This is a genomic window from Streptomyces sp. NRRL F-2580 (genome assembly GCF_000720115.1).
Taxonomy (GTDB): domain Bacteria; phylum Actinomycetota; class Actinomycetes; order Streptomycetales; family Streptomycetaceae; genus Streptomyces.
This window is the reverse complement of sequence record NZ_JOIR01000034.1, coordinates 72,056-84,747: the sequence shown is the minus strand read 5'-3', so window position 1 is coordinate 84,747 and position 12,692 is coordinate 72,056. Positions and strand designations below refer to the sequence as shown.

Annotated in this window: 12 protein-coding genes; 8 read left to right on the top strand and 4 right to left on the bottom strand. The window is 73.5% G+C overall.

The features are described 5' to 3' along the window. Position 1: 1 nt before the first annotated feature. Entirely contained in the window at positions 2–817 is an 816-nt protein-coding gene (locus IF88_RS0130205; RefSeq protein WP_030719488.1) for a glutamate ABC transporter substrate-binding protein, read from the bottom strand. A gap of 954 nt (positions 818–1,771) precedes the next feature. On the opposite strand from IF88_RS0130205, the gene IF88_RS0130200 reads away from it, so the two are divergent. Further along, on the top strand, positions 1,772–2,320 hold the full coding sequence (locus IF88_RS0130200; RefSeq protein ID WP_030719479.1) for a TerD family protein: 549 nt from the start codon (positions 1,772–1,774) through the stop codon (positions 2,318–2,320). Positions 2,321–2,477: 157 nt separating this feature from the next. On the opposite strand, the gene IF88_RS0130195 is transcribed toward IF88_RS0130200, so the two are convergent. Beyond that, the gene (locus tag IF88_RS0130195) at positions 2,478–3,110 is read right to left on the bottom strand and encodes a TetR/AcrR family transcriptional regulator (protein WP_051837804.1); all 633 of its coding nucleotides are present in this window, start codon (positions 3,108–3,110) and stop codon (positions 2,478–2,480) included. Between the two features lie 153 nt (positions 3,111–3,263). Here IF88_RS0130195 and IF88_RS0130190 point away from each other — a divergent pair, with 153 nt between their 5' ends. From IF88_RS0130190 to IF88_RS0130160, 7 genes are all read left to right on the top strand, one after another. Beyond that, positions 3,264–4,160, top strand: coding sequence for a phosphatase PAP2 family protein (locus tag IF88_RS0130190; protein WP_078893230.1), 897 nt, complete (start codon positions 3,264–3,266; stop codon positions 4,158–4,160). After that, positions 4,157–5,059 (top strand): DMT family transporter, encoded by a 903-nt coding sequence (locus IF88_RS0130185; RefSeq protein ID WP_051837803.1) that lies wholly within the window; start codon positions 4,157–4,159, stop codon positions 5,057–5,059. The genes IF88_RS0130190 and IF88_RS0130185 overlap by 4 nt, the downstream gene beginning before the upstream one ends. Positions 5,060–5,189: 130 nt before the next feature. Then, positions 5,190–5,456: a GlsB/YeaQ/YmgE family stress response membrane protein gene (locus IF88_RS0130180; RefSeq protein WP_030390536.1), complete on the top strand. Its 267-nt coding sequence runs from the start codon at positions 5,190–5,192 to the stop codon at positions 5,454–5,456. Between the two features lie 173 nt (positions 5,457–5,629). Continuing rightward, entirely contained in the window at positions 5,630–6,109 is a 480-nt protein-coding gene (gene rraA, locus IF88_RS0130175) for a ribonuclease E activity regulator RraA (protein ID WP_030719467.1), read from the top strand. A 154-nt stretch (positions 6,110–6,263) separates the two neighbouring features. Further along, on the top strand, positions 6,264–7,835 hold the full coding sequence (locus IF88_RS0130170; RefSeq protein WP_051837818.1) for a peptide-N4-asparagine amidase: 1,572 nt from the start codon (positions 6,264–6,266) through the stop codon (positions 7,833–7,835). Between the two features lie 27 nt (positions 7,836–7,862). Then, positions 7,863–9,557, top strand: coding sequence for a serine/threonine-protein kinase (locus tag IF88_RS0130165; protein WP_030719461.1), 1,695 nt, complete (start codon positions 7,863–7,865; stop codon positions 9,555–9,557). Positions 9,558–9,654: 97 nt separating this feature from the next. Continuing rightward, positions 9,655–10,593, top strand: a complete 939-nt coding sequence (locus IF88_RS0130160; RefSeq protein ID WP_051837800.1) for a phytoene/squalene synthase family protein — start codon at positions 9,655–9,657, stop codon at positions 10,591–10,593. On the opposite strand, the gene IF88_RS0130155 is transcribed toward IF88_RS0130160, so the two are convergent. Both IF88_RS0130155 and IF88_RS0130150 read right to left on the bottom strand, forming a co-directional pair. Beyond that, positions 10,577–11,329 (bottom strand): LysM peptidoglycan-binding domain-containing protein, encoded by a 753-nt coding sequence (locus tag IF88_RS0130155; protein ID WP_030719453.1) that lies wholly within the window; start codon positions 11,327–11,329, stop codon positions 10,577–10,579. The two genes, IF88_RS0130160 and IF88_RS0130155, sit on opposite strands and share 17 nt — an antisense overlap. Positions 11,330–11,675: 346 nt before the next feature. Further along, a complete protein-coding gene (locus IF88_RS0130150) occupies positions 11,676–12,653 on the bottom strand; it encodes a dihydrodipicolinate synthase family protein (RefSeq protein WP_051837816.1) in 978 nt (325 codons plus the stop codon). Between the last annotated feature and the right edge of the window lie 39 nt (positions 12,654–12,692).

Genomic DNA, 12,692 nt, shown 5'->3' with positions numbered 1-12,692 from the left:
GTCAGTTGACCGGGGTGATCGCCGGCGCCGGCTCGTACTTGTAGTTCGGGCCGAAGTTCTTCTTCACGGCCGTCTCCCAGGAGCCGTCCTGGACCATCTTCTTCAGCGCGTCGTTGATCTTGCGCTGGAGCTCCTTGTTGCCCTTCTTGACGCCGATGCCGTAGTTCTCGGTGCTGAGGCTCTGGCCCGTCAGCTTGAACTTGCCCTGGTTCTCCTTGCGGGCGGCGTAGCCGGCCAGGATGGCGTTGTCCGTGGTCATGGCGTCGACACGGCTCTCCTGGAGGGCGACGACGCAGTCCGAGTAGCCGCCGAGCTCCAGCAGGGCCGCCTTGGGGGCGAGGTTCTTCTTGAGGTTCTCGGCCGAGGTGGAGCCGGTCACCGAGCACATCGTCTTGCTGTTGAGGTCCTCGGCCTTGTTGATGGACGTGTCGTCGGCGCGGGTCATCAGGTCCTGGTGCGCGACGAAGTACGGGCCGGCGAAGTCGACCTTCTCCTTGCGCTTCTCGTTGATCGAGTAGCTCGCGACGACGAACTTCACCTCGTTGTACTGGAGGAGCAGCTCACGGTCGTTGCTGAGGACCTGCTTGAACTCGATCCGGTCCGCCTTGTAGCCGAGCTCCTTGGCCACGTAGGTCGCGACGTCCACGTCGAAGCCGGAGAAGGCGCCGCCGGTCTCCCGCATGCCGATGCCCGGCTGGTCGAACTTGATGCCGATGGAGAGGGTCCCCTGGTCCTCGTCCTCGCCGAAGACGCACCCGGAGGCGGTCAGCGCGATGGCGATCACTGCGGCGACCGCACCGGCCTGGGGAACCTTCATGCTGCACTCTTTCCTGGTGTAACGCGGAATGCGCCACCGGGATCGCCGGGGCATGTGGAACCGCGGAAACGTCGGTGACGTCGAGACGTGTGTACGAGGAAGCTAGGAAGCCCGCAGGCACAGCGTCACTAGATTTGAGCGAAACTTGAGGATAACGATCCGGTTCAGCCGCAGATCCTGCGGTTGAACCGGGCCGGTGCGGGAGAAAGGCACGGGCGTGGGAACAGGGTCCGTACGCGTGGACGGGAACACGCTGCTCCTGGGCGAAGGGGTACAGATCCGGTTCATCCGGACCCTGCGGGCGGCGTGATGCTGCCCGTGTACCTGCGCGAGGCGATGTGGCTCAGCTTCGGCGGGACCCGTGAGCCCGCCGCGCTCCACGGTCGGGGGACAGGTCACCGGCGAGGAGACCACCGGCGGCGTCCAGCTCCAGGCCTTCCCGCTCGGGGAGGCGGCGCCGGCCCGGTGGCGCCGGGGGCCGAGCGGGCGCGCCTCGCGCCGCCGCGGCCGGTCGGCGGGAGGGGCCACGGGGCTCCGCCCGCTCCCGGCTCCACCGGTTCGGCCGGTTCCTTCGCCGGCTGCGGCGGCCCGGTGCCCGCGCCGATGGCGGCGCAGCCGGGCGGCGCTCCCGGCGCGCCCCGTCCTGTGGGCAGGACGGGGCCGCCCGTGGCCCCGGGCCGGGCTGCCCTGGTTTGACGACGAGCCGGCAGCCGACCTGGCGCCGGGCGACGCCCTGAGCGGGGTCAAGCCGGCGGGGGAGTGGCTCGGCGACGACCACACCCGTGGGAGGACCGTCGCCGGGGCAGGCCAAGCCGCTCGGGAGCGCGCCGAGGCCGGGCAAACCCGTACAGGACGGCGATTGGTGACCGGCCGGGAACGTACGGTCCTTCGGGCCGCAGCGGGGGCCCGTGGGATCATGCGGGGGCAAGTCCTGGTGAACAAAGGGGGAGTTCGGTGACTGGTGTACGCAAGGGCCTGGCCAAGGTGGAGTTCGCGCTGCGGTGGGACCCCAGCCCCGCGGGCACGCCCGCGAGTGATCTCGACGTTGTCGCCGCGGTCTACGGCGCCGCGGACCTCCACGGCACGCCGGTCCAGCTGGTCCATTTCGGCAGCCGCTCGCCCGACGGCACCATCACCCTGAACCGGGACAGCCACACCGGCCAGGGCTTCGGCTTCGACGAGGTGATGACCTTCGAGCTGGACCGGATGGGGCCCGATCTGCGCCGGGTGGTGGTCGGCGTGGTCATCCAGAGCGGGAGCGCGGACGCGGGCGCCGGGGGCCGCGCGAAGACCTTCGCCGACATCGCCGGTACGGGGTTCCGGATCCGCGAGGGCCACACCGATCTCGCCCAGGGCGATTTCGCGTCCGTGCCCTCCGCCACCGCGGCCACCGTCGTCGAGTTCACCCGTGACGCCTCGGACGCCTGGTCGTTCGAGGTGCGGCCGCGCGGTTTCGACGCCGATCCGGAAGAGTTCGCCCGGCTCATGGGCGGCGCCCGCTGAACACGGCCGCCGGGGCGGTCGCGGTGCCGCGCAGACCGGGCGGCGGCCACTCCTCGAGTGAGTGGCCGCCGCCCGGTCCGGGTGGCGCGCTGCCGCCGTCCCCACGAGGCAGCGCGGGCGGGTCGCCGTCAGGTCATCGGGACGGCGGCCCGCCGGTTCAGGGGGTCCGTCCGGCCGGGGGCCGGGCGGGGTGGGAGGGTGCGAGGCCCAGGGACGGGAGCATGACCGCGTCGACGAACCGGACCAGGTAGTCGGCGTCCGCGTACCGCCCTTCCAGTACCGGCCGGATCCGGAGCACGCCCATCAGCTGGGCCGGCAGGAACTCCACGGCCGGGTGGTCGGCGGCGATCTCGCCGCGTGCGACGGCCCGCCGCACCATCACGTCGAACGCGGCGAGTTCGGGCTCGACCAGCGCCTCGCGCAGGGCGGCCTGGAGCTCCTCGTCATTGAGCACGGCGTGCCCGAGTGCCTGCGTCAGCCGGGTGTCCCGCCCGGAGGTGCCGGCCGCGATCCTGGCCGCCTCGCGCAGGTCGCCCGCCAGCGTGCCGGTGTCCACCGCGACCAGGGTGCCGTGACGGCCCGCGCGCAGGGCGGCGGCGACGAGCTGGGGCTTGGTCTTCCACTGCCGGTAGAGCGTGGACTTGCCGCAGCTGGCCCGGGCGGCGATGCCCTCCATGGTCAGCGCCTCGTAGCCGTGTTCGCGCAGCTGCTCCAGGACGGCGTCGTAGAACTCCTGCTCCCGCTCCGGGGTGATCTTGGAGCGGCGCGCGGGGGGCGGCGTCGACGTCATGGGGTGCGGCTCTCCTCGGGGGCTCCTCGGCGGCGGTTCCACTACGGAAGTGTACGGGAACGCGACCGTATCGGTACACCAGCGTATCGATACGCCAATGTATCGATACACTGGCGTGTCGCAGTGCGCGTAAACAGGAAGAGAGACCGGGGGATGACCTCCCACACCACACCTGCCGGGCCGGAGGCCGGGCCAGCCGGACCGAGAGCCGCGCGCCGTCGCCTCATACGCGAGCTGCTGCTCGTCGCGGGCTTCTTCACCGTCTACAAGGCCGGCCGGCTGCTCTCGACCGACCGCACCGGGGAAGCCTTCCGCAACGCGGAGCGAATATGGGACGCCGAGCGCGCGCTGCGCCTGCCCGGTGAAGGCGCGGTGCAGCGGCTGCTGCTCCACGGGGACGCCCTCGTGCACACCGCGAACACCTACTACGCGGTCGTCCACTTCCCCGCGACCGCGCTCTTCCTGATCTGGCTCTACGTCCGCCGCCCCGCGCACTACCTGTGGACCCGCCGGGTCCTGGCCGTGCTCACCGGAGCCGCCCTCGTCCTGCACCTCGCCTTCCCGCTCGCGCCCCCGCGGATGCTCGAAGCCGCACGGCTCATCGACACCGGGCAGGTCTACGGGCCCACCGTCTACCGGGCCGCGCCGGACGCCGACACCCTCGCCAACCAGTTCGCCGCGATGCCCTCGCTGCACTTCGGCTGGGCGCTGATGCTCGCGCTCGGCGTGATCGCCGCCACCCGCCCCCCGTCCCCGGCCGGGAGGGCCCCCTCGCGGTGGCGCCTGCTGTGGCTGCTGCACCCCCTGCTGACCCTGCTGGTGATCGTCGGCACGGCCAACCACTACTGGCTCGACGCGGTCGTGGCCGCCGCCCTGCTCGGGGTGGCCCTGCTGCTGGTCCCCCGGCCGCGCGCGGCCGGCCCCGGCACGTACCCGGGTACGGACTCGGACACCGACACGGACTCGGGTACGGATTCCGCTGCGGACGCCGCCGCGGGAGAGCTGCCGGACCGGCAGAGCGCCGCGGCCGCCGTAGGGGCAGGGCAATGAACGACACCGTCCTCGCCCTCGCGCTCTGCCTCGCCTCGGCCGTGGCCTACGCGGCCGGCGCCGTCGCCCAGGAGCGCCTCGCCCGCGCCGCCGTCGCGCGCAGCGCCAAGGCGCTGATGGGCTCCGGCGCCTGGTGGTGGTCGGCCGGGCTGAACGCGGCCGCCGCGCTCCTGCACGCGGCGGCCCTGCGGTACGGCCCCCTCACCCTGGTGCAGCCGCTCGGCGCGCTCACCCTGGTCGCCGCCGTCCCGCTGGGGGCGCGGCGGTCGGGACGCCGGGTGGCGGCCACCGAATGGCGGGGCACTCTGGCCACCGTCGCCGGGCTCGGCCTGCTCCTCCTCCCGGCCTCCGGGCCCGCCCCCGACGACACCCTCACCCTGGCCGAGGCGCTGGCCGTCTCCGGTGCGACGGCCGCCGTGATCCTCGCGCTGACCGCGTCCAAGGACCCGCGCTCGGGGCTGCGGCACGCGACGGCGTCCGGGCTGGCCTCCGCGGCGGCCTCCGCCCTGACCCAGACCGTGGCCGTGGCGGGCGGCCGCGGCGGGGCCCTGCTCAGCTTCCGGGTCGTCGCGGTGGCCCTGCTCGTCGTGTTCTTCGCCGTCGGCGGCATGCTCCTCTCGCAGCGGGCCTACCGCGGCGGCCTCGGCGCCCCGCTCGCCGTGGTGAACCTCGCCAACCCGCTCGCCGCGGCCGCCATCGGCATGGTCCTGCTCGGCGAGCGCCTCCAGGGCGGAGCGCCGGGCATGCTGCTGGCCGCGGCCGGAGCCCTGCTGGCGGCCCGCGGAGTGGTCCTGCTGACCCGGGCGCCCGCCGCCGGGGCGGCGCCCCCGCAGGCGGTTCCCACCGCCGCTCCGGCCGCCGCCGAGCCCGCCGTGCCGGCCGGCCGCGTGGCGGCCTGAGCCGGAGAGAACCGTTTCGGCCACGGCCGCGTCCTCCCTGGTGAACGTCCGGACCCGAGGAACGACCGGACGCGAGGGCACGACCACCGAACGACCGAACGACCGAACCACCGAAGCGGAGTGACTGGGCATGGGGATCGTCAGCTGGATCATCCTGGGACTGCTGGCCGGCGGCATCGCCAAGGTCCTGCTGCCCGGCCGGGACCCCGGCGGTCTGATCGGCACCACCCTCATCGGCGTCGCCGGCGCCTTCATCGGCGGCTGGCTCTCGGCGAAGGTCCTGGACAAGCCGATCCAGACGGAGTTCTTCGACCTGGCCACCTGGGGCTCCGCCATCGCGGGCTCGCTGGTCCTGCTCATCGGCTACCGGATCCTGTTCGGCAACTCCCGGGACTGACCCGGCTCCGCGCGCCGGCAGCCGCACCACGACCCGTCAGGTTCCGGCCGATGTCCGGCCCCGAGCCGGCCCCGGGCCGGACACGGCACCGCTCGCCGGGCCGGACGAAGGCCCCACTACCCTGGCCGGACCACGCGGTGTACGAGAACGAGCAGCGAGGAAACGGTACCGACATGAACGTCACCCCCGTCCCCACGGCCGACCTGTACGACGAGTACGGCGAATCCCTCGGCATCTGCACCACCGCGTTCCGCCAGTTCGGCGGCCGCCGCCTGTTCGCCGGTCCCGTACGGACCGTCCGTTGCCACGAGGACAACGCCCTGCTGCGCGCCCTCGTACACACGCCGGGAGAGGGCGCCGTGCTCGTCGTGGACGGCGGCGGCTCGCCCCGGACCGCCCTGGTCGGCGACCTCCTCGCCGGCGCGGCCGAGAGCAACGGCTGGGCGGGCCTGATCATCAACGGCTCGGTCCGCGACAGCGTAGCCCTCGGCGGCCTCGACCTCGGCATCAAGGCGCTGGGCACGGTCCCGCGCAAGAGCGGCAAGACCGGCGAGGGCGCGGTGGACGAGCCCGTCACCATCGGCGAGATCACCTTCAACCCCGGGGACACGGTCCACGCCGACGACGACGGCGTGGTCGTCCTGCGCGGCTGACGGCGAGATCAGGCCAGGGTCCGCGCACCGGCCCTGGCAGGGCCGGGCCGGCCCGCGTTTCACTCCGGGCCCATGAGACGACACAGGATCACCGGCCTGCTCGGCGCGATCGCGCTGCGGCGTGACCGCGGCCGACCCGCCGCCCGCGCACGGCGTGACCGCGGCCGACCCGCCGCCCGCGCACGGCGTGACCGCGGCCGACCCGCCGCCCGCCGAGTTCGGCACGGACTGGCACGACCCCCTCACCCCCGCCCCGCCCGTCACCCGGCCCGCGACCCGGTCCTGCGAGGTGACCCTCGCCGAGGCGCAGTTCCGCGACTTCACCCCGTACCAGGGCAGCTACGCGCCGCCCGCGGCCTGCGGCACCGGCCCCTGGGCGAAGGTGGTCCTGCGCCTCGACGGCAAGGTCAAGGGCCGCCAGTACGACCGGCTCGGCCACCTCTCCCTCGGCGGCGTCGAGATCCTGCGGACCTCCACCCCCCAGCCCTCGCCCGACGGGATCTCCTGGTCCGTGGAGAAGGACGTCACCCGCTACCGCGACACCCTCGCCCGCCCGCAGCCCGTCGAGATGCTCATCGGCAACGTCGTCGACGACACCTACACCGGCGTCATCGACGTCAAGGTGACCCTGACCTTCTACGCCGCGGAGGCCGGCGCCGCGGCCCCTGACACCCCCGACCGCGTCCTGCCCCTCACCTCCCCGTCGGTCACCACCCCGCGCAACACCGAGCGCCTCGTCGCCGAGGTGTACGCCACCGGCTCCGGCGGCGGCTGCGAGGAGTACTGGTACATGACCGCCCCGGACGCGGCCCCGTACTCCTGCAAGGCCGCCGACGGCCCCCACCGCGAGGTCCGCGTCTCCGTCGACGGGCAACTCGCCGGCATCGCCGCGCCCTTCCCCACCGTCTGGACCGGCGGCTGGTCCAACCCCTTCCTCTGGTACGTGACTCCGGGCCCGCGCGCCTTCGACGTCCAGCCGATCCGCTACGACCTCACCCCCTACGCCGCCCTGCTCAACGACGGCCGCCCGCACCGGATCGAGGTGTCCGTCGCCGGGGTGCCGGCCGGTCAGAGCGGCTGGAGCACCCCCACCAACCTGCTGCTGTGGCAGGACGAGGCCCGGCAGGTCGTCACCGGCGCCCTGACCCGGCACGAGCAGAGCGATCCGGCGGGCCACTCCCGCTGGACGCCCGCCGCGCCCGGCGGACAGCACCGCCTGGACACCGAGGGCCGCCACCGGCTGACCGTCGCCGGGCACCTGAACACCTCCCACGGCCGGGTGGCCACCACCGTCACCCGCACCGTGCACAGCACTTCCGTCCACCGCTGGACCGAGGGCGAGAACCTCGACGCCCTCGACGCCACCTGGACCGACGAGGAGAGCGTGACGCACGGGCCGACCACCACCCGGACCGCCCGCACCTACACGATGAACGGCGAGACCACTCTCGGCGCCGGTGACCGGCTGCGCACCGTCCTCTCGCTCGGCGACCGCGCGGACACGGTCACCCTGCGCGGCGGCCGGCCCGTCGACTCCTCCCGGCTCGACGACCAGTACACGGGTGACGCCACCTACACGGCGAACGTCCCTCGCGACCAGCGGCACGCGGTCGCGACCACCTCCGCCCGCTACCGGCTGTACGGGTCACAAGCGCCCGGCGGGTGCTACGACCGCACGGTGGACACCGTCCAGGGAACGCTCACGGTGGACCGCCGACGCTGCTGACGGTGGCGGCGCCTACGATGATCCGCCATGGACACGAGTGAGGCCGACAGACGGCTGATCGACGGGCGCTTCGAACTGGTCGCGCCCCTGGGCAGCGGCGGCATGGGTACCGTTTGGCGGGCGCGCGACATAGCCCTGCACCGAGAGGTCGCGCTCAAGGAAGTGCGCCCGCCCGACCCGGCGACCGCCGCCGCCCAGCCCGGCCTCGCGGACCAGCTGCGCGAACGCGCCGTCCGCGAGGCGCGCGCCCTCGCCCGCCTCGCCCACCCCCACGTCGTGACGATCCACCACATCGTCGAACCGGCGCCCGGCGCCGACGGGCACCCGTGGATCGTCATGGAGATGGTCAAGGGCGGCTCCTTGTACGACCGCCTGGAGTCCGGACCGATGCCGCCCGCGGAAGCGGTGCGGCTCGGCCTCGACGTCCTGTCCGCGCTGCGCGCCGCGCACGCGGAGGGCATCCTCCACCGTGACGTGAAGCCCGCCAACGTACTGCTGCGCCCCGACGGGTCGGCCGTCCTGACCGACTTCGGCATCGCCGCGCTGCACGACTCCACCGGGCTCACCGCGACCGGAGTGCTGATCGGCTCACCTGAGTACATCGCGCCCGAGCGTGTTCGCGGGGAGGAGGGGCTGGCCGCCTCGGACCTGTGGTCGCTCGGCATGCTCCTGTACGTGGCCGCCGAGGGAGCCAATCCGCTGCGCCGGGCCACCAGCCTGGCCACGGTCGTCGCCGTGCTCGACGAGCCGATCCCGGCGCCGGTGCGCTCCGGCCCGCTGGGGCCCGTACTGGAACGGCTGCTCGTAAGGGACCCGGCCGCGCGGCCCGACGGAGCGCAGCTGGAACAACTGCTCCGCGACGCGAGCGCCGCTCTCGGTTCCGGTACCGGCCCCGGGCCCGCCCTCCTGCCGCCGGTCGCCGCCCCGGTCGTGCCGAACCCGTACGGGCAGTTCGGTCCGTACGCGCCGGCCGGCGCACCGCACACCCCGCCGCCGTACACCTCCGGTGGATCGCCGTACGCCGCGGCCACGACGCCCGTTCCGGTGGCGTCCGCCCAGCGCAGGCGCCCGGCCCTGATCGGCGCCGCGATCACCGCGATCCTGGCGGCCGGCGTCGTCGGCTTCGTGCAGCTGCTGCCCGACGGGAACTCCGGCGGCGACGACGCGAAGGGCGGCGCCGCGACCCACCCGGCCGTCGCCATCTCCGCCACCCCGCCCGGGCGGGACGCGTCCTCGGCCCCGGCCCCCAAGGCGAGCGCGCAGAAGGCGGACGCCCCCCGGGGCAGCATGATGACGCCGGAGAACATCCGCACCGCCCTGGAGGCGTTCAAGAAGGAGACGGGGACGACCACCTTCGTCGACATGACGCTCTACGACGGCTACATCCTCGCTTCCATCCCCACCGCCGCCGGTGCCGAGACCGTCGACTCCTGGCAGTACCGGGACGGCGCGGCCTCGCGTACGGGCCCGGACGGCACGGTCGAGGAGGGGGAGCCGCTGATCGACATGGCCACGGTCAACTGGGATGCGCTGCCCGGCATGCTGGAGCAGTCCAAGAAGGACCTGAAGGTCGAGAAGCCGACCTCGCGCCACGTCATCGTCGACCCGTGGATGATGGACCAGGTCCCCTCCATCCGCACGTACCTCAGCGACGAGTACGGGCGCGGCGGCTACATCCTGTGGAAGACCGACGGCAGCCTCAGGAAGGTCACCGTCACCTGATCCCGCGTGCCCGTACAGGGCCGCACGGCGCCGAGCGAGGGCGCGCACGCACGCGCCCTTCCCTTCGTCCACGTGTACACCGAGGAGTTCGACCACCATGCCCAGCTGGCGCACCACCCTCACCGCGGCCGGGATCTCCGGGCCCCGGCTGCGGGACGACTACACGCACGCCGCCCGCCGGGTGCTCCGCCGAGAACCGGCCCCGTACCTCACGCTGCGGCTGCTCGCCGCGCCGCCGCTGGTGCCGTACCTGGCCGCGGGACTCGCCTTCATGAACCTGGTCGACGACGTGGCCGAGACCGGCACCCCGCAGCAGCGGGCCGAAGGACTCGCCGCGCTGGCCGGGCGGACCGAGGCGGCCCTGTCATCGGGAGACAGCACGGACCCCGTGCTGCGCGCCTACGCCCACGCGGTGGACTCCCGCGCCCTCCCCGCGCACTGGGTCTCCCGCTTCCTGGAGGGCGCCGCCACCGCCGAGGCCGCCTTCGACGGCTTCGCCGCCGAGGAGGACTTCCAGGACTATCTCGACGCCTACGCGTGGCCCGGTGTGCTGGTCTTCACCGGACTCCAGTACCGGGGCGGCCCCGACCCCGAACAGGCCGCCGGCTGGCGGCGGTTCGTCGACGCCGCCCAGCGCGTGGACTTCCTCACCGACCTCTGCGGGGACCTCGCGGACGGCCGGCTGTGCATCCCGCGCGAGCGGCTCGCGGAACACTCCGTGACCCGCGCCGACCTCGAACAGGCCCGTGACACCCCGGGCGTGCGCGCCCTCCTCGCCGGCGAGGGCCGGCGTGCGCGCACGGCCCTCGACGCCACCCACGGCATCCTCGACCTCGCCGAACCCGGACTGCGGCCCGTGATCGCGACGATGAGGGAGCTCATGGAGCACCAGCTGACCCGCGTGGAGCGGGCGGGCGTGGGCGCCCTGCGCCGGGACGTCGGCTACGGCCTGGCGGCGCCCCTGCGGATCCTCGTCCGCGCCGCCCGTCGGTCCGCGCCGTCCGTCACCGAGGCGGGGTCTAGTAGGGCCCGTTGACGTTGTCGATCGAGCCGTAGCGGGCTGCCGCGTAGTTGCAGGCGGCGGTGATGTTGGCGACCGGGTCGTAGGAGTTCAGCGAGGTGCCGGGCACGTGGTAGGCCTGGAAGGTCGGGTCGATGACCTGGAGCAGACCCTTGGACGGGATCCCGTTCTGGGCGTTGATGTCCCAGTTGTTGATCGCCATCGGATTGCCAGAGGACTCTCGCATCACATTGCGGTGAATTCCGTTGTAGCTGCCGGGAATTCCGTGCTTGGCCATGACGTCGAGGGACTCGCGGATCCACCCGTCGAGGTTGTTCGGGTACGCGCTGGCGGGCTTGGCGGCGGGCTTGGCGGCGGCCGCGAGGGTGGGCCGGGCGGCGGACCGGCTCGCACGGGCGGGCTCCGCCTCGGTGCCGAGCTTCAGTTTGATGCCGGGCCGGATGATCGACGGATTGTCGCCGATGACGATCCGGTTCGCCGCGTAGAGCTGCTGCCAGCCGCCGCTCACGGAATGGTCCGCGGCGATCTCCGAAAGGGTGTCGCCCGCGACCACGGAATACGTCGTGGCAGTGGCCGTGCCGGCTGCGGGGGCGGCGGTCTGAGCCGCGGGAGCCGTGGCCGTCGGCACCGCACCTGCGGTGGTCGCGCTGATCAGCGGCAGAGTGAGGGCCGCGCCACCGGTGCCGGCCAGGGCCAGCCTGCGGGTGATCGGGTGGTGCTTCGGCCGGCGGTGCTTACCCTTTGCAGGCATGGCGGAATTCCTCACGTGGGGGGACGGAAGAGCCCGGGCGGCGGCCTATTCGGCGAGCGGACCACCTGGAGTGAGGTGAAGGTAAGTGAGCCCTGAGGGCGGGAACAAGCCCCGAATTCCACCCATAGATCGACATCCCGCTATCGGCCCGTTAAATGACCATGAAGGCCCCTCGGTGAAATAGCCGATTCCCTTTCCAGAGAAAGGGAATCGGCCGTTCTGTGGAAATGATGTTGGCCTCTGCCGCGTGACTCACATCACGGGTCGGAACCCCTGTGCGCAATACGGTCAAGTACGGCCTGGATGCGCCTTATTCGGGCGGCAGGCGCCTAAGGTGTCGAATCGCCTATTGCGGACTCTTTCCGGCATCCGTCGCCTGCTGCGGCGGGCCGGCCGGAAGCTCGCCCAGCCGCTCCAGGGTGGCCGCCACCGCCGCCTCCGAGGCCGGCAGCAGCGGGAGCCGTACACCGGGGCTCGGAATGCGGCCCTGCGCGTGCAGCACGGCCTTGACGACCGCGGGATTGGGCTCCGCGAAGGCCGCCGCCGACATCCGGGCCAGCGCGTGCCCCAGCGGCCGCGCCCGGGCCACGTCGCCGGCCCGCCAGGCCGCCGCGAGCTCCACGAACCGCTCCGTCGCCAGGTGCGCCGAGGCGAGGATCCCGCCGGCCGCGCCCAGCGCCAGCAGCGGCGACAGGTACGCGTCGTCGCCCGCCAGCACCTCGAACCCGGCCGGCAGGTCCCCGAGCAGCGCCACCGCGTCCTGGTCGATGCCGCCGCCCGCGTACTTCATCCCGGCGACCCCGGAGAGGGACCCGAGGGCCCGCAGCGCGGCCGCTTCCAGCGGCTGCCCGGTGCGGTACGGGATGTGATAGACGATCAGCGGTACGGGGCTCACCTCCGCCAGCCGCGCGAAGTGCGCCAGCACCCCCGGCGCCGAAGGCCGTACGAACGCCGGCACGGTCACCAGCGCCGCCCGCGCCTGCGGCCACCGCCCCAGGCGGGCCAGCGAGGCCTCGGCGGCCCGGGTGCCGCTCGCCCCGGCGCCGACGGTCAGCATCGCCCCGCGCTCCCGGCAGACCTCGGCGCACACGCCGGTGACCAGATCGCGCTCCGCCTCGTCGAGGCAGGCCGCCTCCGCGGTCGTGCCGAGGGCGACGATCCCGGTGGCGCCCGCGTCGAGCACCTCGTGCGCGAGCGCCTCCAGGGCCCCGGCGGCCACGTCCCCGCCGGGGGTGAAGGGAGTGACCAGCGGTACGTGGATCCCGTGGAGCGAAAGGTCGCCGGAGGTCTGCGGTGCGATGCCCCGCGCCGTGTCCTGCGTCATGTGCTGTGCCGTGTCCTGTGCCATGCCGAAGAGCCTCAC